General features: G+C 74.6%; 22 protein-coding genes and 1 tRNA gene. 11 read left to right on the forward strand and 12 right to left on the reverse strand.

Annotated features, from left to right (window positions below; all coding sequences use genetic code 11):
• Positions 1 to 265 precede the first annotated feature (265 nt).
• Both IE106_RS11190 and IE106_RS11195 read left to right on the forward strand, forming a co-directional pair.
• Positions 266 to 3,796: an ALF repeat-containing protein gene (locus IE106_RS11190; RefSeq protein WP_229840279.1), complete on the forward strand. Its 3,531-nt coding sequence runs from the start codon at positions 266 to 268 to the stop codon at positions 3,794 to 3,796.
• Complete coding sequence (locus IE106_RS11195) at positions 3,793 to 4,206, forward strand: hypothetical protein (RefSeq protein ID WP_189532561.1); 414 nt, start codon at positions 3,793 to 3,795, stop codon at positions 4,204 to 4,206. Before IE106_RS11190 ends, IE106_RS11195 begins: the two co-directional genes overlap by 4 nt.
• Positions 4,207 to 4,513: 307 nt before the next feature.
• Here the strand turns inward: IE106_RS11195 and IE106_RS11200 are convergent.
• From IE106_RS11200 to galU, 7 genes are all read right to left on the reverse strand, one after another.
• Positions 4,514 to 4,587 (reverse strand) — tRNA-Ala (locus tag IE106_RS11200).
• Positions 4,588 to 4,670: 83 nt separating this feature from the next.
• A complete protein-coding gene (gene sepX / locus IE106_RS11205) occupies positions 4,671 to 5,747 on the reverse strand; it encodes a divisome protein SepX/GlpR (protein WP_189532563.1) in 1,077 nt (358 codons plus the stop codon).
• Positions 5,748 to 5,887: 140 nt separating this feature from the next.
• Positions 5,888 to 6,511 carry a GNAT family N-acetyltransferase gene (locus IE106_RS11210; RefSeq protein WP_189532565.1) on the reverse strand — a complete coding sequence of 208 codons (624 nt, stop codon included), beginning with the start codon at positions 6,509 to 6,511 and terminating at the stop codon, positions 5,888 to 5,890.
• Positions 6,508 to 6,996: a MogA/MoaB family molybdenum cofactor biosynthesis protein gene (locus IE106_RS11215; protein WP_189532567.1), complete on the reverse strand. Its 489-nt coding sequence runs from the start codon at positions 6,994 to 6,996 to the stop codon at positions 6,508 to 6,510. Before IE106_RS11215 ends, IE106_RS11210 begins: the two co-directional genes overlap by 4 nt.
• A complete protein-coding gene (gene moaC, locus IE106_RS11220; protein WP_189532569.1) occupies positions 6,993 to 7,472 on the reverse strand; it encodes a cyclic pyranopterin monophosphate synthase MoaC in 480 nt (159 codons plus the stop codon). The genes IE106_RS11215 and moaC overlap by 4 nt, the downstream gene beginning before the upstream one ends.
• A gap of 92 nt (positions 7,473 to 7,564) precedes the next feature.
• Positions 7,565 to 8,872 (reverse strand): molybdotransferase-like divisome protein Glp, encoded by a 1,308-nt coding sequence (gene glp, locus IE106_RS11225; protein WP_189533175.1) that lies wholly within the window; start codon positions 8,870 to 8,872, stop codon positions 7,565 to 7,567.
• 5 nt (positions 8,873 to 8,877) lie between these two features.
• A complete protein-coding gene (gene galU, locus IE106_RS11230) occupies positions 8,878 to 9,789 on the reverse strand; it encodes a UTP--glucose-1-phosphate uridylyltransferase GalU (RefSeq protein WP_189532571.1) in 912 nt (303 codons plus the stop codon).
• A gap of 194 nt (positions 9,790 to 9,983) precedes the next feature.
• Between galU and IE106_RS11235 the strand changes: the two genes are divergently transcribed.
• Complete coding sequence (locus tag IE106_RS11235; protein ID WP_229840328.1) at positions 9,984 to 10,559, forward strand: 5-formyltetrahydrofolate cyclo-ligase; 576 nt, start codon at positions 9,984 to 9,986, stop codon at positions 10,557 to 10,559.
• On the opposite strand, the gene IE106_RS11240 is transcribed toward IE106_RS11235, so the two are convergent.
• A complete protein-coding gene (locus IE106_RS11240; protein ID WP_189532575.1) occupies positions 10,560 to 13,358 on the reverse strand; it encodes a penicillin acylase family protein in 2,799 nt (932 codons plus the stop codon).
• Between the two features lie 413 nt (positions 13,359 to 13,771).
• On the opposite strand from IE106_RS11240, the gene IE106_RS11245 reads away from it, so the two are divergent.
• From IE106_RS11245 to mscL, 6 genes are all read left to right on the forward strand, one after another.
• Positions 13,772 to 15,217 (forward strand): potassium/proton antiporter, encoded by a 1,446-nt coding sequence (locus IE106_RS11245; RefSeq protein WP_229840281.1) that lies wholly within the window; start codon positions 13,772 to 13,774, stop codon positions 15,215 to 15,217.
• Positions 15,218 to 15,491: 274 nt separating this feature from the next.
• The gene (locus IE106_RS11250; protein WP_189532577.1) at positions 15,492 to 16,772 is read left to right on the forward strand and encodes an MFS transporter; all 1,281 of its coding nucleotides are present in this window, start codon (positions 15,492 to 15,494) and stop codon (positions 16,770 to 16,772) included.
• A 68-nt stretch (positions 16,773 to 16,840) separates the two neighbouring features.
• A complete protein-coding gene (locus IE106_RS11255) occupies positions 16,841 to 17,158 on the forward strand; it encodes an FmdB family zinc ribbon protein (protein WP_189532581.1) in 318 nt (105 codons plus the stop codon).
• Positions 17,159 to 17,366: 208 nt separating this feature from the next.
• Entirely contained in the window at positions 17,367 to 18,203 is an 837-nt protein-coding gene (locus IE106_RS11260; RefSeq protein WP_189532584.1) for an S-methyl-5'-thioadenosine phosphorylase, read from the forward strand.
• 145 nt (positions 18,204 to 18,348) lie between these two features.
• Entirely contained in the window at positions 18,349 to 19,077 is a 729-nt protein-coding gene (locus IE106_RS11265; RefSeq protein WP_189532586.1) for an RcpC/CpaB family pilus assembly protein, read from the forward strand.
• A 111-nt stretch (positions 19,078 to 19,188) separates the two neighbouring features.
• Positions 19,189 to 19,677, forward strand: a complete 489-nt coding sequence (gene mscL, locus IE106_RS11270) for a large conductance mechanosensitive channel protein MscL (RefSeq protein ID WP_189532588.1) — start codon at positions 19,189 to 19,191, stop codon at positions 19,675 to 19,677.
• 19 nt (positions 19,678 to 19,696) lie between these two features.
• Here mscL and IE106_RS11275 read toward each other — a convergent pair whose 3' ends face one another.
• On the reverse strand, positions 19,697 to 19,903 hold the full coding sequence (locus IE106_RS11275; RefSeq protein ID WP_189532590.1) for a hypothetical protein: 207 nt from the start codon (positions 19,901 to 19,903) through the stop codon (positions 19,697 to 19,699).
• Between the two features lie 195 nt (positions 19,904 to 20,098).
• Between IE106_RS11275 and IE106_RS11280 the strand changes: the two genes are divergently transcribed.
• Complete coding sequence (locus tag IE106_RS11280) at positions 20,099 to 21,250, forward strand: P1 family peptidase (RefSeq protein ID WP_189532593.1); 1,152 nt, start codon at positions 20,099 to 20,101, stop codon at positions 21,248 to 21,250.
• A gap of 132 nt (positions 21,251 to 21,382) precedes the next feature.
• Positions 21,383 to 22,162 (forward strand): DUF6227 family protein, encoded by a 780-nt coding sequence (locus tag IE106_RS11285; RefSeq protein WP_189532595.1) that lies wholly within the window; start codon positions 21,383 to 21,385, stop codon positions 22,160 to 22,162.
• 229 nt (positions 22,163 to 22,391) lie between these two features.
• Here the strand turns inward: IE106_RS11285 and IE106_RS11290 are convergent, their stop codons facing one another.
• Genes IE106_RS11290 through IE106_RS11300 form a run of 3 tightly spaced genes read right to left on the reverse strand, consistent with a single transcriptional unit; the run spans position 22,392 to position 26,241 of the window.
• Positions 22,392 to 24,524, reverse strand: a complete 2,133-nt coding sequence (locus IE106_RS11290; RefSeq protein ID WP_189532597.1) for a PTS fructose transporter subunit IIABC — start codon at positions 24,522 to 24,524, stop codon at positions 22,392 to 22,394.
• A 20-nt stretch (positions 24,525 to 24,544) separates the two neighbouring features.
• Positions 24,545 to 25,483, reverse strand: a complete 939-nt coding sequence (pfkB, locus tag IE106_RS11295) for a 1-phosphofructokinase (protein ID WP_189532599.1) — start codon at positions 25,481 to 25,483, stop codon at positions 24,545 to 24,547.
• Positions 25,480 to 26,241 (reverse strand): DeoR/GlpR family DNA-binding transcription regulator, encoded by a 762-nt coding sequence (locus IE106_RS11300; protein ID WP_189532601.1) that lies wholly within the window; start codon positions 26,239 to 26,241, stop codon positions 25,480 to 25,482. The genes pfkB and IE106_RS11300 overlap by 4 nt, the downstream gene beginning before the upstream one ends.
• Positions 26,242 to 26,382 lie beyond the last annotated feature (141 nt).

The following is a 26,382-nucleotide window of genomic DNA, read 5'->3' on the forward strand; positions in this document are numbered from 1 at the left end:
GGGGGGCGGCAGCGAAGGGCTTTCCCTGCCGACTTGCCGCGTCGAAGATCGCGACGAAGCCACGCGGCGTCGGCGCGCTTTTCCGGGCACCACGACCGCGACCGGTGCCCTGACACGGGCCGTGAGGGCGCGGAACTCCACCGGGAGGACCTCCCCGGCCCGGAACTCGACTCGGTGTACCGGCGTGCGGACCCACGACCACGACAGTTCGTCGACGGCCGGGAGCACGTCCTGGCCGAGATCAGTGGAGCAGAAGGGAGCCGTGATGTCACGGCCTTCAGAACGGGTCTTCAGCAGACGCCAGATGATGGGCATCCTCACCGCGGCGGGGGCCGGTTGCGCGCTGCCCGCCTGCGTCATCGGGGCCCGACCCGCGTACGCGGCGGGCGAGGCGGGCTCCACGGCGGTGCCCGAGGGAACGGGCCTTCCGGACACCGACCGCGGCAAGGTGGTCTGGGCGTACAAGTCGGGCGGCCGGGCCGTCCGCACCGCGGCGGCCGCGGCGCTGGCGGGCAGCGCGGCGGACGTGACGGCGTTCCTCGACCGGAAGCTGCCCCTCGCCCGGGCCGAGGACAACAGGTTCACGCTCATCAAGTCCCTGGGCACGGCCGGCAAAGCGACGCGCACGGGGATCAACAACGCGCTGTCCAGCGGGGACGCGGCGATCGAGTCCTTCCTGAAGGGCGGCTTCCGGACCGCGGTCCACGAGGACCTCAGGGTGGCCGTCACCACGGTCATGACCCACGGTGGCCGTGCCGTGAGGAGCAAGGCGTCCACGGCACTGGACACCGACTCGGACTTCGCGTTGCGCGCCTTCCTCAGCGGCGGGCAGTTCACCGCCCGCGAGGAGGACGAACGGGTGCAGGTGCTCTCCCTCCTCATGACGGCGTCACCCCAGGTGCGTGAGTACGCGCAGCGGGCACTGGACGACGGGTCGCCGAGGGCGATCCGCTGGTTCCTGAAGACGGGCCAGTACATCGCCCGGGCGCGTGACGAGGAAACGGCGACGATCGAGCAGCTGGTCAAGGTCGTCGAGGCGGAGGGTCGCCTCGCCGGCCAGAAGACCGACGAGGCCGTGGAGCTGTCCGCCCAGGCGGTCGAGGCCGCCGAGAAGGCGAAGAAGGCGGCGTTGGAGGCCAAGGCCGAGGCCGAGGCCGCCGAGCGGGACGTCCAGCGCTCGGCCGACGCGGCGAACAAGGCCGCGGAGGCGGCCAGGGGCGCCGCCGCGGCCGCGTCGACCGCCGTGTCGGCCTCACGGACCGCGCAGGCCGCCTCGCAGCGTGCGGTGGCGGCCGCGCAGGCGGCCGCCGCGGCCGCCGCGGAGGCGGGACGCGCCGCGGCACGCGCGTACCACGCCGCGATCGCCGCCTCCAAGGACGCGTCGATGGCGTCCGCGGCCAGGACGGCGGCGCAGGTCGCCCGGAGGATGGTCGGCTTCGTCCGTTCCGTGGCCCTGAAGGCCGACATCGCGGCGGTGGCCGCCATGGCGGCCGACCGGGCGGGCGCGGCTGCCGCCAGTTCGGCGGTCAACGCGGCCGCCGCCGCCCGCGCCTCGGCCGACGCGGCCGTCGCCTCCGGTGCCGCGAGGGCCGAGTCCGCCGCCGCGCAGCGGGCCGCCGCGGAGGCCGAGGTCGCCGCGAACAGGGCGACCCAGGCCGCGAGCAGGGCGCGGTCCCTGGCCGGGCAGTCGGCCGCCGCCGCCGCCACGGCGCGGGACGCCGCCAACAGCGCCGCCGACCACGCCGAGAAGGCGGCCGCAGCCGCCGAGGAAGCGGCCGACCACGCCGGCCAGGCGGTCGACTTCGCCAACCGGTCGACGGCCGCCGCCAACGCCGCGATCGCGGCGGCGAACAAGGCCGCCGACGCCGTCGCCAAGGCACGTGAGGTCGAGCAGGCGGCCCGTGCGGCCGAACTCGCCAGGCTGGCCGAGGAGACCGAGGAGGCGATCGAGCGGGCCCGGCTCGAAGCGGTCGCGGAGACGGACCTCCTCGCACGGTCCAACCGGCAGCGGACGCAGGAGACGCGCCTGTCCGAGGAGGTCCTCGGCCTCCTCGGCTCCGCGGAGTCGGCGCTGCGGAGCGGGAACGTCGCCGAGGCCGTGGCGGCCGGACGCAGGGCGGCGGTCCAGCTCATCGACCGGTCGGGCACCTGGACCCGGGAGGCCGCGGAGTTCGCGCTGGCCGGTTCGGACGAGGACGTCGTCCACTGGATCGAGGCCGACCGCGCCATCGCCCTGAACCAGGACAACGCCGAGAACGTCGCGGCGATCTCCGCGGTGTCCACGAAGAACGTGGCCACGGCGGCCCACGAGGCCCTGAAGACCGAGGACGCCGCCCGGATCAGGGGATTCCTGGAGAGCGGGGCGGTCGCGGCGGCCCGGGAGGACAACCAGGTCGAGATATTCAAGATCCTGGCCGACGCCTCCACCGGCAGGGCGGTGCGAAACGCGGCCCAGGCCGCGCTCGACGCGGGAACCGCCGAGGCCCTGCACACCTTCCTGCACGTCGAACGTGCCGTGGCCGTCCGCGAGGACGACCGGGTCGCGGCCGCGACCCTCCTGGCGAACGGGGGCCCCTACGTCAAGGCGGCGGCCCGCATCGCGCTCGAGGGCGACACGCACATGCTCCGCCAGTTCGTCGGGACGACGCAGTACGACTTCGCGCGGCTCGACCACGACCACGCGACGCACATCAGCGCGATCCGCGCGGCGATCGCGCGTGCGGCCAAGATCGCCTCGGACGCCCTCGAGGACGCGGCACGCGCCTCCGAGGCGGCGGCCCGCGCACGCAACGCCGCCGCCGAGGCGACCGAGTGGGCCAACCGCGCGCAGGGGTACGCCAACGACGCCAAGCTGTCCGCCGAGGAAGCGCGCAAGAACGCCGCGGCCGCCGAAGGGTCCGCGGCCGCCGCCGCGCGGTCCGCCGAGACCGCCCGCCAGGCGGCCGCCGCGGCCCGCCAGGCGAGCAGCGTGGCGCGGCACGCGGCGACGCGGGCCGTGCGGTCCGCCACCGTCGCCGCGTCCTACGCCGCGGACGCCGCGGTGTCGGCGACCGCTGCCCGGAAGGCGTCGATCGAGGCGGGCAAGGACGCCAACGCCGCCACCCGGGCCGCGTTCGAGGCCAAGGCCCTCGTCATCCAGGCCGCGATACGCGAGGCGATCCAGAACGCGCTGGACAACGCGACCGTTCCCATCGACCCCGCCAAGAACGGCCTCCCGGAAGGCGCCGAAAGCTGCCTGACGCCGTTCGGCCGCCCCATCGCCTCCGGCAACGCCACCAACCCGTGGGAACTGGGCTGGGACTGGCTCTCCGGGAGCGGCTCCGCGTCGCAGTGCTTCGGCCCGGACGACGAGTTCACCGGCATCTACCGCGGACACGACTACACGAAGGAGGCCATCGCCTTCTTCGCCGCCCGCACCCAGTCCGGGAACTACGAGCTGGGCCACACCTACATGTACGACTACCAGCTCGGCGGCTTCGACGGTGTCGGGAAGTACCTCACCGACTACGGGACGCTCGCCACGGGCGGGCTCACCGGGAACCTGGCGTACACGTTCCTGGGCTCGCACTACGTCAGGATGACCCCCATCCGCAAGAACGCGGACGGCTCCGTGGTGTGGCGGTACACCGCGTTCAACGAGTCGGACATCGAGTCCGCGACCCACCCCCCGGTCATCGGGTACACGGACTGGTGGAGCGACAACGTCGGCTCCTTCGTCGACAAGGTCGTCGGCGAGTCCGGGCCGATGTCGCCGAAGACCCAGGTCATCGAGTTCAACGTTACGCTGGGACCGTGACGCGCAAGAGGACCGGCGGGCGGTGGCTGGCCGCCGCCCTGACCGCCTCCGCGGCGCTCCTGTCGGGGTGTGCGGGCCTGGGCTCGGTCGACCCCGACGAACTGCCCGGGGTGTACCGCGACGACGCGACCGGCGGCGAGCTCGTGCTCGCGTCCGACGGGACGTTCTCCGCCACCGACGTGCCGGGGGACGCCGTGGGGGGCGGCGGTACCGATCCCGTCGACTTCGGCGGCCGGTGGGAGTGGGTCGCGAGCAGCGGGTCCGGCGGCTTCGTCTACCTGACGGTCGACGAGGGCGACCTCGGCACGGTCGGCGGCATGAAGCTCCATCCGAGCGGCCGGGCGGTGGAGTTCCACGCCGATCCGGACGGGCCGCCGTCCCTGGTGCTCACCAGGGCGGCCGCGGCGTAGCCCCCGCGAGCCGGTCCGGCACCACGCCTGACGGCGGCGGCCGGGCCGCGGGACGTCCGTTCCGCGGCCCGGCCGCCGCCGTCTCCGGCTCCCCGCCCCCTCGACGTGCCCCCGGGCGGGGCCCGCACGGGGAGTGACCAAGGGCGCCCCTCCCGGTGATCCGCGTCACGACACGGGGGCCCGCCCTCCCCTTGGGCGCGCGCCGGCACAGCGAGGGCGGCAGGGCTCGACGTGCTTGCCGTACGTCACTGCCGTACGACAAGGCAAAGCCCCCGCCCGGTTTCCCCGGCGGGGGCTTTGATGTCTGTGGACCTGAGGGGATTTGAACCCCTGACCCCCTCGATGCGAACGAGGTGCGCTACCAGTCTGCGCCACAGGCCCTTGCGACGTGTGAAACATTAGCATCCCGATCGGGGTGCTTGGAAATCCGTTGCCCGGCCGGGGCCGGGAGGCGGGTCACGGGGTCATTCGTTGGCCGCGCGGGGGCGGTCGTCGTCGGCGTACTGGTCGAACAGCGGGGTGCGGCCGTGGTCGCGGGGGCGGCGCGGGGGCGTGGCCGAGGGGTTCGGGTTCTTGCGGGTGGGCGGGGGCGGGGTGGGTTCCGCCGGGGAGGAGCGGGCGGCGCTCCACGTCTCCGGGTCGGTCACGTCGACCCCGCCCGTGGCGCGCGGGGCGACCGGGGCGGTGACGTAGGTGGGGAGCGGGACCGGGACGGGGTCCCAGCTGTCGCCGCGCGCCGGGCCGCGGTCGCGCTGCTGGTCGACCCACTCGGCGTGGTCGGTCTGCTCGACGAGGGCGCGGCGGTCCGCCTCCGCCGGGGACACCGGCGGCGTGGCCGGCTCCGGGTGCGCCGGGGCCTCCTCGTCCTGGAGCGCGGGTACCGGGCGGCCGCGGCGGGGGCGGTTCTCGCGGAGGCGCTGGGCCGCGGCCTCCGCGCGGCGCCGGTCCATCACGTACACGAAGCGGCGGCGCTCCTGGCGGCGCAGGTACACGATGTACGCGCTGAGCAGGACCGCCGGGACGCCCGGCGCCCACAGGAAGGCGAGGCCGCCCACGGCCGCGACGATCGCGCCCACGGTGAACGCGAGGAAGAGGAGCACCGTCGTACGGCGGCGGCGGGCCAGGACGCGGGAGCGGCGGGCGCGCTCGGCGGCCGCCCGCGACACGGCGGGCCGGGGGTGGCCGTCGGGGGCCGCCCTGCGCGCCGCGGGGGCGGCGAGGGCCTCCGGGAGTTCCAGGCGCGCCTCCGTGTGGGACGGGGGCGCGGCGAAGGCCCGGACGTCGACCGAGTCGATCTGCTCGGTCTCGGCGTCCGGGTCCACGTCGGGCACCCGCCAGTCCTCGTCGGCGCCGCGGGCGCGTAGCTCCTTGGCATACCGGCGCTCCATCCCCGCCCTTCCGGACAGGAGCCGGATGGCGGTGCTGAAGCGTTCGGTAGGTCGCGCTTCGTTCAGCTCGTCCTGCCTGCGGAGCCACATCGGCACCAGATAGGCGGCCCAGGCTCCGACGATGACTGCGTAGATGAGGCCGCTGCTGCTCACGCCTCACACGGTAGAGGTGTCGGCGTGAGCCCATCCGCCAATTGGGCCGGTGTGTCGCACGATCTGGCTGATATCACTGCCATTTTTGTGATTGGTCAGATCGATTGCGTTCATGCAAGCGCTTAATTCGAACACGTGAATTATTTTGTTTGGCGTTCCCGGTACGACCTGTGCCAGCGCCGCACCAGCCCCTCGGGGACCTCCTCCGCGGTCAGCGCGAAGACGAGGTGGTCCCGCCAGGCGCCGTCGATATGGAGGTACCGCGGACGCAGTCCCTCCTCGCGGAATCCCAATTTCTCCACGACGCGGCGGCTCGGCCCGTTCTCGGGGCGAATGCACACCTCGATCCGGTGCAGCCCGACCGCCCGGAAGCAGTGGTCGACGGCGAGCGCGACCGCCGTGGGCATGACGCCGCGGCCCGCGACGGCCTGGTCGACCCAGTAGCCCACGTGCCCGGAGCACATCGAGCCCCAGGTGATCCCGGCGACGGTGAGCTGGCCGACGAGCCGGCCCTGGTACTCGATGACGAAGGGCAGCATCCGGCCGGCGTTGGCCTCCGCGCGCAGGTGGCGGACCATCTGCCGGTACGTGGGGCGCTGGACGTGGGGCGCCCCGGGGGCGGGGGGCGGGACGGTGGCCTCCCAGGGGCGCAGCCAGTCGCGGTTGCGCCCGTTGACCTCCCGCCACGCCTTGTGGTCGCGCACCTTTATCGGGCGCAGCACCACGTCGCCGTCGGACAGCATCGCGGGCCAGGCGGGGTTCATGACGCCGGTCTCGGGTGGTCGCCGCCGCGCAGCTGGTCCACCGCGTGGACGAGGAGCGGCTCCAGGACGGCGAGGCCGTCGCGTACGCCGCCGGTGGAACCGGGCAGGTTGACGATCAGGGTGCGGCCCGCGACGCCGGCCAGGCCGCGGGAGAGGGCCGCCGTGGGGACCTTCTCCCGGCCGTACGCGCGGATGGCCTCCGGGATGCCGGGGACCTCGTGGTCGAGGACGCGGCGGGTGGCCTCGGGGGTGGCGTCGGTGGGCGAGACGCCCGTGCCGCCGGTCGTGAGGATCACGTCGTACCCGGCGCGCACCCCCGCGCGCAGGGCGGCCTCGACGGGATCGCCGTCCGGGACGACCCGCGGGCCGTCGACGGCGAAGCCGAGCGCCGCGAGGCCCTCGGCGAGGAGGGGGCCGCCCCGGTCCTCGTACACGCCGGCCGCGGCGCGGTTCGAGGCGGTGACCACCAGCGCGCGGTACGTCACGGCCGGCTCCAGTCCCCGGACTTGCCGCCCGTCTTCTCCTCCACCCGCACGTCGGTGATGACGGCGGCCTTGTCGACCGCCTTGACCATGTCGACGACGGTCAACGCGGCCACGGACACCGCCGTGAGGGCCTCCATCTCGACGCCCGTGCGGTCCGTGGTCCGCACGGTCGCGGTGATCTCGACCGCGTCGTCGGCGACGCTCAGGTCGACCTTCACGCCGGAGACGGCGAGGGGGTGGCACAGCGGGATCAGGTCGGGCGTGCGCTTGGCGCCCATGATCCCGGCGATGCGGGCGGTGGCGAGCGCGTCGCCCTTCGGGACGCCCTCGCCGCGCAGCAGCTCCACCACCCGCGGCGACACGAGGACCCGTCCGCTCGCACGCGCGGTACGGGTGGTGACGTCCTTCGCCGAGACGTCCACCATGCGGGCCGCCCCCGCCTCGTCGATGTGGGTCAGGCTGCCTTGCGTACTCAACTCACTCCGCCTCGCGATCCTGGCGCCGGTCGTCCTGTCCGGCGCGGCGGCAGCCACCGTACCGCCACGGCCACCCCGGGGGGCCCGCCGGTTCAGCCGATGAGAACCACCTCCAGCTCGGTCCCCGGCTCCACGCGCGTGGCGTCCTCCGGTACGACGATGAGCGCGTCGGCCTGGGCGAGGGCGGCGATCAGGTGCGACCCGGCACCGCCCACAGGAGCGACGGTACCCGCCCGGGCGTCGTACGTCCCGCGCAGGAACTGGCGCTTCCCGGCGGGCGAGGACAGCGGCCCGGCGGCGGACAGCACGGCACGCGCGCGGGGGCGGTGCAGGTCCCGCAGTCCCATGAGGGCGCGGATCGCGGGCCGCACGAACAGCTCGAAGGAGACGTACGAGGAGACGGGGTTGCCCGGCAGGGCGAGCAGCGGCGTGTGGTCGGGGCCGACGGAGCCGAAGCCCTGGGGCTTTCCGGGCTGCATGGCGAGCGTGCGGAACTCGACGCCGCCGCCCGGCTCGTCGGCGTCGGAAGCGGCCGACAGGGCCTCCTTGACCACGTCGTACGCGCCGACGCTGACGCCGCCCGTGGTCACCAGGAGGTCCGCGCGGACCAGCTGGTCCTCGATGGTGGCGCGCAGCGTGTCCGCGTCGTCCGTGACGGCGCCGACCCGGTAGGCGATGGCGCCGGCGTCGCGGGCGGCGGCGGCCAGGGCGAAGCTGTTGGAGTCGTAGATCTGGCCGGGGCCCAGCTCGGTGCCCGGCTGGACGAGCTCGCTGCCCGTGGACAGGACGACCACGCGGGGGCGGGGGCGGACCCGGACCGTGCCGCGGCCGATGGCGGCGAGGAGGCCGATCTGGGACGGCCCGAGGACCGTGCCCGCCGCGAGGGCCAGGTCGCCGGCGGCCACGTCGCTGCCGCGCGCGCGTACGTGGGCGCGGGCCTCGGCGGGGCGGTGGACGCGGACCTCGCCGCCCGCCCCCTCCGGGGCCGCGCTGGCCGCGCGCATGCCGGTGGCGGCGCCGCCGCCGGTGCCGCCGTCGGTCCACTCGACGGGGACGACCGCCTCGGCGCCGGGCGGGAGGGGCGCGCCGGTCATGATCCGCGCGGCCTGGCCGGGGCCGACCTCGGGCAGGCCGTCGCTGCCGGCCGCCACGTCCCCGACGACGGTGAGCACCGCGGGGAACTCCTCGCTCGCCCCGGCGACGTCGGCGACGCGCACCGCGTAGCCGTCCATGGAGCTGTTGTCGAAGGGCGGCAGGGCGACGGGCACCGTGACGTCCTCGACCAGCACGCAGCCCTGGGCGTCGGGCAGCTGCAGCTCGATGGGGTCCAGCGGGTGGACGGTCGCGAGGATGTCCTCGAGGTGCTCGTCCACCGTCCAGACGGTTCTCTCCGGGCTCACTGAGGTCACAGGGCCTCCATCTCCTCGGTGACGTAACGGCGGAGCCAGGATCGGAACTCCGGTCCCAGATCCTCACGTTCGCACGCGATTCTGACAATCGCCCGCAGGTAGTCGCCGCGGTCGCCGGTGTCGTAGCGGCGGCCCTTGAAGACGACGCCGTGGACGGGGCCGCCGGCCCCGTCGTCGACGGCGAGCTTGTGGAGGGCGTCGGTCAGCTGGATCTCGCCGCCCCGGCCGGGCGCGGTCTCGCGCAGTATCCCGAAGATCGACGGGTCCAGGACGTACCGGCCGATGACCGCGTAGTTGCTGGGGGCGTCGGCGGGGTCGGGCTTCTCCACGAGGTCGGTGACCCTGACCACGTCGGCCTCGCCGGACGGCTCGACGGCGGCGCAGCCGTAGAGGTGGATCTGGGCCGGGTCGACCTCCATGAGGGCCACGACGCTGCCGCCCTGCCGCTCCCGCACCTCCACCATGCGGGACAGCAGGGGGTCGCGGGGGTCGATCAGGTCGTCGCCGAGGAGCACGGCGAACGGCTGGTCGCCGACGTGCGGGGCGGCGCACAGGACGGCGTGGCCGAGGCCGCGCGGGTCGCCCTGGCGGACGTAGTGCATGGTCGCCAGCTCGTTCGACGCCCTGACGCGCTCCAGCCTCTCCCGGTCGCCCTTGCGGTAGAGCGCCTCCTCCAGCTCGTAGTTCCGGTCGAAGTGGTCCTCCAGGGGCCGCTTGTTCCGGCCGGTGATCATCAGTACGTCGTGCAGACCGGCACCCACCGCCTCCTCGACCACGTACTGGATGGCGGGTTTGTCGACGACCGGCAGCATCTCCTTGGGAGTGGCCTTCGTGGCGGGCAGGAACCGGGTGCCGAGTCCCGCGGCGGGGATGACAGCCTTGCTGATCCCGGGGTGCGACTGAGTCATGGCCAGTACCCTATCCGTTCGATATGGGAGGAAGATGAGCCCTTGGTTAACTTCCTCCTCATATAGGGGATTACGAGAGGTTGGCGAGTGTCGTGACGGAAGACGAGGCGGGGACGGGCGGCGGCGGCCGGGACGGCGCGGGCAGCGGACCGCGGGGGCGCGCGCCCGGTGAGCGGGCGCCGGACAAGGCGGGGCTGCGGGAGCGGCTGCTCGCCGCCCGCACCCTGCTGACCGGGGAGGACGTCCGGCGGGCCGCCGGGGCCCTCGCCGCCGCGGCGCTGGGGCTGCCGGAGCTGGCGGGGGCCGGCACGGTCGCCGCGTACGTCTCCGTGGGGCGCGAGCCGGGCACCCGGGAGCTGGTCGACGCGCTGCACGCGCGGGGCGTGCGGGTGCTGCTGCCCGTCCTGCTGGACGACAACGACCTGGACTGGGCTGCCTACGCGGGCGTCGAGGGCCTCGCCAAGGCGCGGCTGGGGCTGCTGGAGCCGTCGGGGCCCCGCCTCGGCCCGGACGCGGTCACGGAGGCGGACGCGGTGCTGCTGCCGGGGCTCGCGGTGGACGCGCGGGGCATGCGGCTGGGCCGGGGCGGCGGCTCGTACGACCGGGTGCTGGCCCGCCTGGCGCGCGCGGGGGCCGATCCGGCGCTCGTGGTGCTCCTCTACGCGCACGAGGTGGTCGCCCGGGTCCCGGAGGAACCGCACGACCACCCCGTGCACGCGGTGGTGACTCCCGACGGGGTGCGGCGCTTCAGCGCGCCCCGCCCGGTCTGATCAGGGCTTCAGGACGAGGTGGTCGGTCTTCGCCGCGTCGACCGCCTTGTCGCTGAACGGCCAGTCCAGCAGTTCGCCCCTGGCCCACGCCTCGGTCTGGTCCGTGTAGTGCGGGTGGTAGGCGTGGCCAGAGGCGCCGGTCAGGTTGATCCAGCGGGACTTGTCCCAGTCGCCGACGTTGACGACCATCCGCATGGACGGCACCCAGACGACGCCGTAGCCGCCCGCCGCGTTCCAGCCGGTGGCGTTGACGGCCGCCTCGCCGCCCGACAGGTTCCACGGGCCGCGGTTGAGCAGGAACTTCACGAGGTCCGGGCCGCCCGTGCCCAGCGTCTGGTTGCGCAGGGTCAGCTGGTGCAGCCGGCCCCAGCTCCAGGTGGAGACGTCCTTGCCGAGCTCCGCGGTCAGCTCCCAGCGGGCGTCCTTCATGGCGCGGGCGAACAGCTGGTCGCGGGTCTCGGTGGCCGCGTCGAGACGGTTCTCGGGCGTGTGCCACCAGGCGTTGTCCTCGTCCTGCAGGAGCGGGCGGACCACCTCGTACCAGCGGTCGCTGCCGTCCGGCTGCGCCTTGTCCGCGTCGCGCTGGCCGCACTCGCGGACGAGCCGGTCGCGCTGGTCGTCCGGGACGGTGGGGTCGGCGGCCGGGACGCGGAGGCACTCGCCCTTGACGCGCAGCTCCTTGGGCAGCTTGTCGCCGAACGCCAGCTTCAGGACGTTGCGCCAGACCGCGTTGAAGTACGCGGCGGCCGGGGAGTCGGCCTCCTGGGTGTAGTCCCAGCCCTCCAGCAGCCTCTGCGCCTCCCGGACGTACGGGTCCGAGATGTCGACCCTCAGCAGGAGCGGCGTCAGCAGCTTGGCGATCTCGCTCTGGTTGTCCGTCTGCATGGTGCGCATGTCGTCGGTCGAGATCTTGCCGCCGTCCTTGATCTTCGACTCGATGAGGTCGTTGATGCGCTGGCTGCGGGAGCCGTAGCCCCAGTCGGCGGTGAGGTGGTGCGGGTACTCCTCGCCGTTCACGACGGCCTGGTTGGCGGTGACGATGTAGCCGCGCGCGGGGTCCTCCTCGTACGGCAGCTCGTCGAAGGGGACGTACTTCTTCTTCCAGTCGTACGCCGGGTCCCAGCCGGGCGCCGGGAGCGTGCCGTCGTGGCCCTTGGCGCGGACGGGGATCTTGCCGGGGGCCTGGTAGCCGATGTGGCCCTCGGAGCCCTTGGCGTCGGCGTAGATCAGGTTCTGCGACGGCACCTCGAAGTCGCGGGCGGCGGCCCGGAACTCCTTGAAGTCGCGGGCGCGGTTCAGCTTGAACACGGCGTCCATGGACTTGCCCGGGTCGAGGGCGGTCCAGCGCAGGGAGACCGCGTAGCCCTCGCCACGGTCGGGGGCGAGGTCGGTGACGGGGGCCTTCTGGCCGACCTTCTCCAGCTCGCCGCTGCGGTCGGAGATCAGCGGGCCGTTGACGGTGGTGCGGACGGTGATGGTGCGGCTGGTGCCGCCGGCGACCTTGATGACCTCGTCGCGGGTCTCGAACGGCACCTCCTTGGTGCCGCGCAGGTAGCCGCGGTCGGTGACCTTCTGCAGGTACAGGTCGGTGACGTCGGCGCCGAGGTTGGTGAAGCCCCAGGCGATGTCCTGGTTGTGGCCGATGACGACGCCCGGCATCCCGGCGAAGGTGTAGCCGGCGACGTCGTAGCGGCACGTGTCGGAGACGGCGCGGCAGTGCAGGCCCATCTGGTACCAGACGGACGGCAGCTGCGGGGCGAGGTGCGGGTCGTTGGCCAGCAGCGGCTTGCCGGTGGTCGTGTGCTTGCCGGAGACGACCCAGGAGTTGGAGCCGATGCCGGAGCCGTTCGGGCCGAGCAGGGCGGGGACGGACTCGAGCGCCTCGGAGAGGGCCGCGAGCTGGGACTGGAGGCCGCTCTGGGCGCCGATGCCGGTGCCGGTGCCCGCGCCCTGGCCGGTGCCGGTGCCCTGGGTGCCGCCCTGCAGGCCGCCGCCCTCGCCGGTGCCCGTGCCGTCGCCGGCGCCCGTGCCGTCGCCGTCCTCGCCGTCACCGTCGCCGGAGACCTCGAAGCCGTCGACGACGGGGCGGTGCGCCTTGTACGGGTAGTCCGGGTACAGGTCCTCGATCTGGCGGGCGCTGAGCCGGCTCGTCATGAGCGAGCGGTCGATCTCGTCCCGCATGTTGCCGCGCAGGTCCCAGGCCATGGCCTTCAGCCAGGCGATCGAGTCGACCGGGGTCCAGGGCTCGATCGCGTAGTCGTGCGAGAAGGCGAGCGCGGAGTACTCGACGGAGACGTCGCGGGGCGCCCTGTCCTTCAGGTAGGCGTTGACGCCGTCCGCGTAGGCCCGGAGGTTCTTCTTCGTCTCCTCGGACAGGACCTTGTCGTACTCCTCCTGCGCCACCCGGTGCCAGCCGAGCGTGCGGAGGAACGCGTCCGTGTCGACCATGCGCTTGCCGAGCATCTCGGAGAGGCGGCCCGCGGTCATGTGGCGGCGGACGTCCATCTCCCAGAAGCGGTCCTGGGCCTGGACGTACCCCTGGGCACGGAACAGGTCCTCGTCGGTGGAGGCGTAGATCTGCGGGACGCCGCGGCCGTCGCGCTTGACGTCGACCGGCCCGGAGAGACCGTCGAGCCGGAGCGTGCCGGTGGTCTGCGGGAAGGGGGCGCGCACGGTGCTGACGCCCCAGTAGGCGCCGTAGCCGACGCCCGCGACGAGCGCCAGCACCAGGGCGATCACGAGCAAGCGGGCACGTCGCCCCTTCTTCTTGGGGGAAGAGACGGTGGTGTTGGCGGGCATCGCTGTCCTTCGAGGCGCAGGCTTGGTCCAGGAGTGCTGGGAGCAACCATAGGCGCAGCGCCCGGCGGGCCCGGACGCGGTGTCAGTAAGGAGCCCCTCCGCGGGCGGCGGTACCGGCGTCAGGAAAGCGTTAAAGATTAGGTAAGGTAACGAAGTACCGACCGTCGCGGGCCCCTCACCCGGCCGGACATACCCGACACACCCCCGTCTTTCCCTGCATACCGGCAACTACGGGAACCCCTCCGACCGGTGGGGACGGCGCCCACGCGCGCGGCCGGGCCGGAAGGCCGGGGTGCGGGCGCCCGCGCACGACTGAACGCGCACAACTGAAGAGGTCCGCCCACGCATCTCCCGGGAAGGTTCGGCCCCTGACTGTCCACCAGCTCAACGAACTCCTGTTCATCGGCTCGCTCGTGCTGCTCGTCGCCGTCGTCGCGGTGCGCCTGTCCTCGCGCAGCGGCCTGCCCAGCCTGCTCCTGTACCTCGGCATCGGCATCGCCATGGGGCAGGACGGCATCGGCAACGTCGCCTTCGACAACGCGGAACTCACCCAGGTCATCGGATACGGCGCGCTCGTCGTGATCCTCGCCGAGGGCGGTCTGGGCACCAAGTGGAAGGAGATCAGGCCCGCGCTGCCCGCCGCGACCGTCCTCGCGACCCTCGGCGTCGCGGTGAGCGTGGGCATCACGGCCGCCGCGGCGCACTACCTCGTCGGCCTGGAGTGGCGCCAGGCGCTGCTCATCGGCGCCGTCGTCTCCTCCACGGACGCCGCGGCCGTCTTCTCCGTGCTGCGCAAGGTGCCCCTGCCGTCACGGGTGACCGGCACCCTGGAGGCCGAGTCGGGGTTCAACGACGCGCCCGTCGTGATCCTGGTGGTCGCCTTCTCGACGACGGGCCCCGTGGACAGCTGGTACGTCCTGATCGGCACGATCGCGCTGGAGCTCGCCATCGGCACGGGCATCGGCCTGGCGGTCGGCCTCCTCGGCGCGTACGGCCTGAGGCGCGTCGCCCTGCCGGCCTCCGGCCTGTACCCGATCGCCGTGATGGCCATCGCCGTCACCGCGTACGCGGCGGGCGCCCTCGCGCACGGCAGCGGCTTCCTCGCGGTCTACCTGGCGTCCATGGTGCTCGGCAACGCGAAGCTGCCGCACCAGCCGGCCAACCGCGGCTTCGCCGAGGGTCTCGGCTGGATCGCCCAGATCGGGATGTTCGTCCTGCTCGGCCTGCTGGTGACCCCGCACGAGCTGCTGCGGGACTTCTGGCCGGCGGTGGCCATCGGGCTGGTCCTGACGGCCGTGGCGCGGCCGGTGTCGGTCCTGCTGAGCCTGACGCCGTTCCGCATCCCGTGGCAGGAGCAGGCCCTGATGTCGTGGGCCGGGCTGCGCGGCGCGGTGCCGATCATCCTGGCGACGATCCCGATGGTGTCGGGCATCGAGGGCAGCCGGAAGGTCTTCAACATCGTCTTCGTCCTGGTCGTCGTCTACACGCTGGTGCAGGGGCCGACGCTGCCCTGGCTGGCGAAGGCGCTGCGGCTGGGCGACGGGGAGGGGGCCAAGGACCTGGGGGTGGAGTCGGCGCCCCTGGAGCGGCTGCGCGGCCACCTGCTGTCGGTGTCCATCCCGGAGCGGTCGCGGATGCACGGCGTGGAGGTCGCGGAGCTGCGGCTGCCGCCCGGCGCGGCGGTCACCCTCGTCGTCCGGGACGGCGCGAGCTTCGTGCCGTCGCCCACGACGGTGCTGCGGCGCGGCGACGAGCTGCTGGTCGTGGCGACGGACCCGGTGCGGGACGCGGCGGAGCAGCGGCTGCGGGCCGTCGGCCGGGGCGGCAAGCTGGCGGGCTGGCTGGGGACGGGCGGCTGACCGCCCGGCGGCCGGCCCCCGGTGTGACCGCGGTTTCACAGGCGGTGAAGTGGCGCGTAGCACATTTCACAGGCGTCACACGACTGGCTCCCTGTACCATGAAGGCACCCTGATCGAACCAACTCTGCCTGATGCAGGGCTGGCGCGACCGTATGGCGGCCGAGTCCCCCCTCCGCGGGACTCCGGTATCTACCGCGCTTCCGCGCAAGAGGACAGCCCTCGGCGGTTCCCGGCACCCCGGCGAGCGCTACCAGGCGGCAGAAAGGCACGGGCCGTGGCATCCACGGTCACCTCCGACGCTGTGAAGCGTCCCGGATACGGGCAGCTCCTGCGCACCCCCGGCGCCTGGACGTTCCTGTTGCCCGGATTCGCGGCGCGACAGCCGTTCGCGATGCTCACCATCGGCATCGTCCTGCTGGTCCAGCACACCACGGGCTCGTACGGCAGCGCGGGCGCCGTCGCCGCGGTGACCGGCGTGTCCATGGCGCTGTTCGCCCCGCAGAGCGGCAAGCTCGCGGACCGCTTCGGGCAGCGCGCCGTCCTGGTCCCCGGCGTCCTGGTGCACGCCGCGTCGGTCTCCGTGCTGACGGCGCTCGCCCTGGCCGGCGCGCCCCTGTGGGCGCTGTTCGCGGCTGCGGTGCCCAGCGGTGCCTCCGTCCCGCAGGTGGGCCCCATGGTGCGGGCCCGCTGGGCGGCCCGGCTGGAGGGCTCGCCGCTCATGTCGACGGCGGCGGCCTTCGAGTCGGTGACGGACGAGTTCACGTTCGTCGTGGGCCCCGTCCTGGCGACCGCGCTGTGCACCGGCGTGCACCCGGCGGCCGGCCTGGTCGCCGAGGCCTCCCTGACCCTGGTCGGCGGTCTCCTGTTCGCCGCCAGCACGCGCACGCAGCCGGCCCACGGGGCGCACTCGGGCGCCGGGGCGCGGCCGCGCGTGTCGGCGCTGTCCGTGCCGGGCGTACGCGTGCTGGCGGTGGCGTTCCTGGGGATCGGCTCCGTCTTCGGCGGCATGCAGGTCTCGCTGACCGCGTTCACCGAGGAGATCGGCAACCCCGGCGCCAACGGCCTGCTGTACGGCCTCTTCGCCGCCGGCAACATGCTGGCCGGCGTCGCCGTCGGCGCCATCGCCTGGAAGTCCGGGCCGCGGCGCCGCCTGATCGCCGGGTACGCGGCGCTGACGGTGGCCGCCTCGCTGCTGTGGTCCGCGCAGTCGGTACCGCTGCTGGCCGCGCTCGGCCTGGTGGTCGGGCTGTGCATCGCGCCCGCGCTGATCAGCGGGTACACGCTCGTCGAGTCCCTGGTCCCGGCCACCGCGCGCACGGAGGCGTTCACCTGGCTGACCGGCGCCGTCGCGCTGGGCCAGGCGGCCGCCGTGACGGTCGCCGGACGCCTCGCGGACGCGTACGGCTCGGCCGCCGGTTTCCTGGTGCCGCTGGGCGGCACGGCGCTGGCGCTGGCCACCCTGCTCGCGCTCCGGTCGCGGCTGGCGCCGCGGGCGCCCGAGAGCCGCGCCGCCGCGCGTGGCATCGGTCACCGCGTGCCGGTGGCGGTGGACTGAAGCGGCGGAATGCGTCACTATGGTTCGTCGTTAGCACTCATCGAGTGAGAGTGCCAGGAGGAAGACAAGTGCCGACGTACCAGTACCAGTGCACCGAGTGCGGCGAGGGCCTCGAGGCGGTGCAGAAGTTCACCGATGACGCCCTGACCGAGTGCCCGAGCTGCAAGGGACGCCTGAAGAAGGTGTTCTCGGCGGTCGGCATCGTCTTCAAGGGCTCCGGCTTCTACCGCAACGACAGCCGCGGCGCCTCCTCGAGCAGCACCCCCGCGTCGAAGTCCGCCCCGTCCGCGTCGTCCTCTTCGACGTCCTCGACGGGCTCGTCGTCCTCGGACGCGAAGCCGGCCGCGTCGGGCACGAGCGGCGGCAGCGCCGGCTCCGCCGCCTGACCGGGGCACCGCCCGACCCGGGCACCGACACGTCCCAGGGCCCCGCCGTTCCGTACGGCGGGGCCTTCGGCGTGTCCGGGGCGGGGCGGGGTGGGGCGCACCCGGCGTCGGGGCTTGTGGGGTGGGGCGCCGCGGCTTGCGGGGCGGGGCGCCGGCGGGGGACGGGGTGCGTCCGGGGCCCGGACGGGCCGCGTCTAGGGTGAGGCGCATGGCGACGCATGCAGAGATCGGCGTGATCGGCGGTTCCGGCTTCTACTCCTTCCTGGAGGACGTCACCGAGGTCGAGGTCACCACCCCCTACGGCAGTCCCAGCGACTCCCTGTTCGTCGGGGAGGTGGCCGGGCGCCGGGTCGCCTTCCTGCCCCGGCACGGCCGCGGCCACCGGCTGCCGCCGCACCGCATCAACTACCGGGCCAACCTGTGGGCGCTGCGCTCGGTCGGCGTCCGCCAGGTCCTGGGACCGTGCGCCGTGGGCGGGCTGCGCGCCGAGTACGGGCCGGGCACGCTCCTCGTGCCCGACCAGCTGGTGGACCGCACGAAGTCGCGCGTCCAGACCTTCTTCGACGGGGAGCCGCTGCCGGACGGCACGACGCCGAACGTCGTCCACACCACGTTCGCCGACCCGTACTGCCCGGACGGGCGGAAGGTGGCACTGAGGGCCGCGCAGGGCCGGAGGTGGGACGCCGTGGACGGCGGCACCATGGTCGTCGTCGAGGGGCCGCGCTTCTCGACGCGCGCCGAGTCGCGCTGGCACGCCGCGATGGGCTGGTCCGTCGTGGGCATGACCGGCCATCCCGAGGCGGTCCTCGCCCGCGAGCTGGGCCTCTGCTACACGTCGATGGCCCTGGTCACGGACCTGGACGCGGGCGCCGAGACGGGCGAGGGCGTCTCCCACACGGAGGTGCTGCGGGTGTTCGGGGAGAACGTCGAGCGGCTGCGGGCCGTGCTGTTCGACGCGGTGGGGGCGCTGCCGGCGACCGAGGACCGGTCGTGCCTGTGCACCCACGCCCACGACGGGTGGGACCTGGGGATCGAGCTGCCGTAGGGCCGTGGCTCACCCCTGGGGGTGAGCGCGTTCTCCACAGGCGGGAGGGCCGTCCACAGGCCCCGGCGGGGACGGGGGAAACACGGGAGGGTGGAGGGCGCCGGCGCTCCGCCGGCGACGGTCCTCCCACGACAGGCGGTGTGCCATGACGTCCCGCACGTACCGGTCCACGTCCTCCCCCGCGCCCTTCTCCGTGCCCCCTCCCGCCCCCTCCCCCGAGACCTTCTCCACGTCCTTCTCCGCGCTCCCGTCCGCCCCTCCCCCCGCGTCCCCCCTCCCGGCGCCGTCCGTACCGGAGACGTGCGCGGTGCCGCGGTTCGCGCCGCTGCGGGTGCGCGGCGGGCGGTGCGGGTCGCGGTGGGCCGCGCGGCGCGGGCGGCGGGCGGTGGCGGCGGGGCTGGCGGTGACGGCCGCCGCGCTGGCGGCGCCGCATCTCCGCGAGCCCGCGGCCGAGGCCGGCCCGCAGGCCCGGCGGGCGGCGCGCGCGGCCGCGGTGCAGGCCGGGCCGCCCGGCCCGGCGGCGGCACGGCGGGGAGCACGGGACCTGGTGTCCGCGCCGGTGCGGATCGCGGACGGGGCGACGGTGCGGCTGCTGCGGCCCGGCGACCGGGTGGACGTGATCGCCGCCCCGGAGACCCCGGCCGGCACGTCGGCGGAGGACGGCGGCCCGAAGGCGCGGACCGTGGCGTTCGGAGCCCGGGTGACGGCCGTGCCCCGGGCGGAAGAGGAGGGTGGTCGTCCGCATGGTCCGGACGGGTTGCCCGAGGTGGGGCGGAGTGGCGGCGCGCTGCTCGTGCTGACCGTTTCGCGTGCGGTCGCCGCGGACCTCGTCGCCGCGGCCGCCGCCTCGCGCCTGGCGGTGGTCCTGTGCTGACGCGCACGTGTGGGCAGCGCCGTCACCGGTCCGTGTGTACCGATTGGACGGCCCGGCGATCCGTACGACGTAATGGCTGCACCCACTGCACACGCGACGAAAGGCACCCGAGTGAGCCAGGAAAGCAGGACGAGCATCCTGGAAGGCTTCAAGGCGTTCCTGATGCGGGGGAACGTGGTGGACCTGGCGGTGGCCGTCGTCATCGGCGCCGCGTTCACCAACATCGTCAACGCGATCGTGAAGGGCGTCATCAGCCCGATCGTCGGAGCCTTCGGCACGAAGAGCCTGGACGGCTACCAGTCCTGCCTCAAGGGCCCCTGCGTGGTCAAGGGCGGCGAGGTCACCAGCGGGGTGGCCATCCTGTGGGGCTCGGTGCTCAGCGCCACGCTCACGTTCCTGATCACGGCCGCGGTGGTGTACTTCCTGATGGTGCTGCCGATGGCCAGGTACCTGGCGCGGAAGGCGGCCAGGGAGAAGGAACTGCACGGCCACCGGGACAGCGTGGAGGTCACCGAGCTGGACGTGCTGAAGGACATCCGCGACGCCCTCGTGCACCAGCGGGGGGACGAGACCGCCGGGCCGGGGGTCCGCACTCCGTAGCAGGGACCCCCGCGGCGGCTCAGAGGTGGTGCGGCGGCTTCTCGTCGAGGAAGCGGGCCAGATCGTCGGCCGCGCCGTCACCACCCGGAGCCCGCTCGCCCCACCCACGGTCCGTATCGTCCGCGGACTGCTGGTCCAGCGGATCGTCGAAGACCAGCGCGGGCTTCTTCTCGGCCTCGGGCCGGTTCTCCGCAGGGCGCGGTCCGGGAGTGGGGGCGGTACTCATACGTTCAGCGTACGCCGCGCGGCGGGAGCGCCGCCTTCCGCATCCCGACGCGTCCCGCCCCGTCCCCGCCCCGCCGTCCGGTGCCGTACCGCGCCGCGCCGCGGCCCCGTGGACCGGTGGCGGACCCGCCGTCCCCCCGCGGGGCGGCGGGATGCGGACTGACGACCTCAAGGGCCGGCGTGCTAGGCAGGAGGGATGGACACCTGGACGCCGGCGGGCGGGCTGACGGACGTGGCCGGGCTGCGCGTGGGGCACGCGCGGGTGCCCGGTGAGCGGGCACTGAGCGGGACGACGGTGGTCCTCGCGCCGGAGGGCGGCGCCGTCGCCGCGGTGGACGTGCGGGGCGGCGGCCCCGGGACGCGGGAGACGGACGCGCTGGACCCGCGCAATCTGGTCGACCGGATCGACGCCATAGTCCTCACGGGCGGCAGCGCGTACGGCCTGGAGGCGGCCGGGGGCGTCATGGCGTGGCTGGAGGACCGGGGCCGGGGGGTGCGGGTGGGGCCCTCGCCCGAGCAGGTCGTGCCGGTGGTGCCTGCCGCCTGCATCTTCGACCTGGGACGGGGCGGCGACTGGCGGGCCCGGCCCGGGGCGGCGACCGGCCGGGCCGCGGTGGAGGCCGCCGCGGCGGCGGCGCCGGGCGCGCCGGTGGAGTGCGGGTGCGTGGGCGCCGGCACGGGCGCGGTCGTCGGTGGGCTGCGCGGCGGGGTCGGCACGGCCGCGACGGTGCTGGAGGGTTCGGAGGTGACGGTGGCCGCGCTGGTCGTGGCGAACGCGGCGGGCTCGGCGGTCGACCCGTCCACGGGCGTCCTCTACGGGGCGTACGGCGATCCGGCCTTCGCGGCCCAGGGCACGCCGGGCCGGCCCGCGTACCCGGCGCCGGAGGTGCACGCGGCCGCGGCGCTGCGGCTGGCGGAGGCGCGGGAGCGCGGCACCACGCCGCCGATGAACACGACGCTCGCGGTGGTCGGCACGGACGCGGAGCTGACGCGCGCCCAGGCGCAGAAGGTCGCGGGGGCGGCGCACGACGGCATCGCGCGCGCCGTACGGCCCGCCCACCTGCTGAACGACGGGGACACCGTCTTCACCCTGGCGACCGGCGCGCGACCGCTCACTCGGGGGCGCGAACCGCTCGCGCCGAACGCTCTGCTGGCGGCGACCGCGGACGTCGTGACGCGGGCCATCGTACGGGCCGTGCTGGCCGCGCGGTCCCTGTCGGGGCCGGGTGGCGACTTCCCGTCATATCGCGGCCTGTACGGGACGCCGCCCGGACCGGGCGGCTCCTGGGGCGAAGACGGCCCCGAGGGCCCGGAGGGGCTGAACGGCCTTGACCGACCGGGTCGTTGACCGGTCGGGCGGGGGCGCGCGGGAACTCGCCTCGTGCGCCCTTCGTTTTGCGGAAGCCGGTCGCGTTGTCGTACCGAGGCACTACCTTGAGCAAGCATCGAGTAACTCGCGGCGACGGCCTGGAGACCCATCTTGAACGATCCGATCGATCGGAACGATCCGTATGAGACCACGGAGCTGCACGTCGAGCGGCTCCTGGGGCGGGCGCTCAACTCCTTCGATCTGCCCGATGCCCTGGTCGAGCGGCTGCGTTCGGCGCTGGCACACGCGAGTGCGCTGCACTCCTCGCACCACAGCGCGGCCCTGCACCGCGCGACGTACCGGCACACGTACCTGCTGGCGGACGGCGAGTCCCTGACGCTGTGGGAGCTGGTGCACCACACGGGCGAGGACGACCGGGACCACCACGAGTTGTACGGGGACGAGGCGGAGGTGCGGCTGGCCGCGGCGCGGCTGTCGGCGGCGTTCGGCCTCCCCGGCACCGTGCGGCGGGCCGATCCGCTCGACGACGACCTGGACGCGGACCTGGAGCTGCTGAGCGCGCTGCTGGTGCGCCCCCTGGCGCCCGCGCCGCGCCTGTACGTGCCGGACGACTCGGCGGACCACGCACGCCGGGTGCTGCGCCGGGCGGAGAACGCCGACCGGCCGGGCGAGGCGGTCGCCGCGCGGCTGCGCGGGGCGTACGCCCACCACATCCAGCAGGTGTTCGGCCGCCAGTGCGGGGTGGCGGGCGGCAGGGACGCCGGGTTCTCGCTGTACGAGCACGCGTTCCTGCTGCTGGACGGGACGGAGATGAGCGTCTGGGAGGTGGAGCACACGGCGACGCCGGACGGCCGCCACATGTGCGAGGTGTACGAGGACGAGCACACGGCGCGGGCGGCGATGGAGGTGCGCGCGGCGCGGGCGTGGTGAGCCCGGCGCGCGGCGCCGTGCGTGACGGTGCGCCCGGGGGCGGGGCCCCCCGGGGCGGGGGCCCGAGGACGGCAGGCCCCGGGGCGGGAGACCTGGCAGGCCGGGCCCGGCGGCGGGGTCCGGGAGCGGAGGCCCCGCGGCGGAGGTGCCTCGGCGGGGGCGCGAGGACGGAAGAAGGCCCGGCGGCGGGGTTTGGCGGTGGCCGTTCCCGCCGCCGGGCCGTGGTGGATCAGGCCGCGACGGTGACCGTCCGCTCCGCGTCCGGGGCCGGCTCGCCGCCGTCCGCGGGGGCCTTGCGGGCGCTCTTGAGGACGACGACGAGCGCCGCGCTGACGAGCGTGCCGGCGAGGACCGCCAGGAGGTAGGGGAACGGGTTGCCGATCAGCGGGACCACGAAGACGCCGCCGTGCGGCGCCCGCAGCGTCGACCCGAACGCCATCGACAGCGCACCCGTGACCGCGCCGCCCGCCATCGCCGACGGGATGACCCGCAGCGGGTCGGCCGCCGCGAACGGGATCGCGCCCTCCGAGACGAACGAAGCGCCCAGCACCCACGCCGCCTTGCCGTTCTCCCGCTCGGCCCTGGTGAACAGGCGGCCGCGCACGGTCGTGGCCAGCGCCATCGCGAGCGGCGGCACCATGCCGGCGGCCATCACGGCGGCCATGACCTTCATGGAGCCCTCGTTGGGGGTGGCGAGGCCGCCCACCGCGAAGGCGTACGCCACCTTGTTGACCGGGCCGCCGAGGTCGAAGCACATCATCAGGCCGAGGATCATGCCGAGGACGACGGCGTTCGCGCCGGTCAGTCCGGACAGCCAGTCGGTGAGCGCCTTCTGCAGCGAGGCGATCGGCTTGCCGACCACCAGGAACATCAGGAAGCCGACCACCGCCGACGCGACCAGCGGGATGACCACCACCGGCATGATCCCGCGCAGCACCGGCGGGATCCTCAGCCGCTGGACGGCCATCACCACCGCGCCCGCGAGCAGACCGGCTGCCAGGCCGCCGAGGAAGCCCGCGTCGATGGTGAGCGCCACCGCGCCGCCGACGAAGCCGGGGACGAGGCCGGGGCGGTCCGCCATGCCGTACGCGATGTAGCCCGCCAGCACGGGGACCAGGAACCCGAACGCCAGGCCGCCGGTCTGGAACAGGAGCGCGGCCCAGCTTTCCGCCTGGCCCCAGGCGAAGTGCTCCGCGACGGACGGCGCCTTGTTGATCTCCCAGCCGCCGATGGCGAAGCCCAGGGCGATGAGCAGGCCGCCCGCGGCGACGAACGGGACCATGTAACTGACGCCGGACATCAGCCACTTGCGGAGCCGGGTGCCGTAGCCCTCGCCGGACTCGCCCTCCCGGTCGACGGGGGCGACGGTGGCGGGGGCCGTCGTCTCGCCCCGCGCGGCCTTCGCGCGGACCTCGGTGATCAGCTCGGCGGCGCGGTTGATGCCGGCCTTCACCCCGACGTCGACGGTCGGCTTCCCGGCGAACCGCTCCTTGTCGCGCACGGCGACGTCATGGGCGAGGATCACGCCGTCGGCGGCGGCGACGACCGCCGGGTCGAGCCGGGTGAAACCGGCCGACCCCTGCGTCTCGACGGTCACCTCGACCCCGGCGTCCCGTCCGGCCTGCTCCAGCGCCTCGGCGGCCATGTAGGTGTGGGCGATGCCGGTGGGGCAGGAGGTGACGGCGACGATCCGGAAGGGCTCCTCCGAGGCCGGAAAGCCCGCCTCGGGAGCGCCCCCTGCCTCGGGGGCGGCACCCGTCTCGGCCGAGGTACCCGCCTTGGTCAAGGAGCCCGCCTTGACCGAGGAGGCCGTCTCGGGGGCGGCGTCCGCCTCTGAGGCGGTGCCCGTCCCGAGGGGGGTCTCCGCCTCGGGGGGCGTACCGGTACCGGCCTCGGGGGCCTCGCCGCCCGCCGGCGGCGGCTGCTCGCCGCGCAGCAGCGCGGCCGCCTCCGCCGAGGACGCCGTCGCCCGCAGCGCCGCCGTGAAGTCCGCGTCCATCAGGTTGCGGGCCAGGGACGACAGGATCGTGAGGTGGGCGTCGTCCGCGCCCGCCGGGGCGGCGATCAGGAAGACCAGGTCGGCCGGGCCGTCCGGGGCGCCGAAGTCGACGCCCCGCGCCGTCCGGCCGAACGCCAGCGTCGGCTCCGTGACGTGAGCGCTGCGGCAGTGCGGGATCCCTATGCCGCCCTCCAGCCCCGTCGGCATCTGGGCCTCGCGCGCCGCCACGTCGGCGAGGAAGCCGTCCAGGTCGGTGACGCGGCCCAGGGCCACCATGCGTTCGGCGAGCGAACGGGCCGCTTCCTGCTTCGTCTGCGCGGCCAGGTCGAGATCGACCAGGTCCGCGGTGATCATGTCGCTCATCGCGGCTTCCTAAGGGCTCGTCACTCGGTGAGTGCGCGGTCGAGGGGGACGTCGGTGGTCACGGTGACCGCCGCCGGGTTCAGGTGGGCGGGCGTCGGCATCTGGCTGCCGGGCAGCTGGACGGCGGCCGCGCCGTGCGCGACGGCGGCGGCCAGGGCGGCCGGCCCCTCGCCGCCCGCCGCGAGGAAGCCGGCGAGGGAGGCGTCCCCCGCGCCGACGTCGCTGCGTACGGAGGCGACGGAGGCGTTGCCGTACCAGACGCCGCTCGCCGACACGAGGAGCTGGCCGTCCGCGCCGAGGCTGGCCAGTACGGCTCCGGCGCCGGCGGCGCGCAGTTCCTCGGCGGCCTTCACGGCGTCGCCCACGGTCGCCAGGGGCCGGCCGACCGCCTCCGCGAGCTCCCGGACGTTGGGCTTCACCACGTCGGGCCTGCCGCGCAGGGCGACGAGCAGGGACGGCCCGGAGGTGTCGAGGGCGGTGCGGGAGCCGTGCCCGTGGGCGCGGGTGACGAGGTCGGCGTACCAGGTGGGGGCGAGGCCCCGCGGGAGGCTGCCGCAGCAGGCGACCCAGTCGGCGCCGGCGGCGTGCGTGCCGACGGCCGCGAGGAGCGCCTCGGACTCGCCGGGCGTGAGGTTCGGGCCCGGCGCGTTGATCTTGGTGAGGGTGCCGTCGGGTTCGGCGACGGCGATGTTGGAGCGGGTGTGCCCGCCGATCGGCACGGGGGCGACGTCGATGCCCTGCCCGGCGAGCAGTTCCGCGACGAGCGCGCCGGGCGCGCCGCCGAGGGGGGCGATGGCGAGGGTGCGGTGCCCGGCGGCCGCGACGGCCCGCGAGACGTTGACGCCCTTGCCGCCCGGGTCCATGCGCTCGCCGGTCGCGCGCAGCACCTCGCCCCGCTCCAGGGCCGGCACTTCGTAGGTCCGGTCCAGGGAGGGGTTGGGGGTGACGGTGAGGATCATGCGCGTACGACTTCCGTTCCCGCGGCCTCGATGGCGGCCGCGTCCTGGGGGCTGAGCCCCGTGTCGGTGATGAGCAGATCGACGTCGGTCAGGTCCCCGAAGCGGGCGAAGTGGTCCTGCCCGTGCTTGGCGGAGTCCGCGAGGAGGACGACGCGGCGCGCGGCGGCGACGACGGCCCGCTTCACGGCGGCCTCCGCGAGGTCGGGGGTGGTGAGCCCGTGGGTGAGGGAGAAGCCGTTGGCGCCGAGGAGGACGACGTCGGCGCGGATCTCCTCGTACGAGCGGAGCGCCCAGGCGTCGACGGCGGCGCGGGTGCGGTGCCGGACGCGGCCGCCGACGAGGTGGAGGGCGATGCCGGGGTGGTCGGCGAGCCGGGCGGCGGTGGTGAGGGCGTGGGTGACGACCGTGAGGGAGCAGTCCGGCGGGAGGGCGGCGGCGATCCGCCCGACCGTGGAGCCGGCGTCAAGGATGACGCTGCCCTCCTCGGGCAGTTCCGCGAGGGCGGCCCGCGCTATGCGGTCCTTCTCGTCGGCGGCGGTCGACTCGCGCTCCGCGAGGTCGGGCTCGAAGTCGAGGCGGCCCGCCGGGATGGCGCCGCCGTGCACCCGGCGCACGAGGCCGGCCCGGTCGAGGGCCTTCAGGTCGCGCCGGATGGTTTCGGCGGTCACCTGGAACTCGTCCGCGAGGGAGAGCACGTCGACACGGCCGCCCTCACGGGCGAGGCGGAGGATCGCCTGCTGGCGCTCCGGTGCGTACATGTCCGTTTACATCCGTTCGTGACCGAACCTGTGGTTCTCACCTCACAGTACGGACCGAATCTCGGGAAGTAAACACATCCGGGCATCGAAACGGGCACGTTCGGGCATGCCGGCGGGGAGGGGTGCCCAGGAGGATGCCGG

The sequence above is a fragment of the Streptomyces roseolilacinus genome, assembly GCF_014649335.1.
GTDB classification, from domain to species: domain Bacteria; phylum Actinomycetota; class Actinomycetes; order Streptomycetales; family Streptomycetaceae; genus Streptomyces; species Streptomyces roseolilacinus.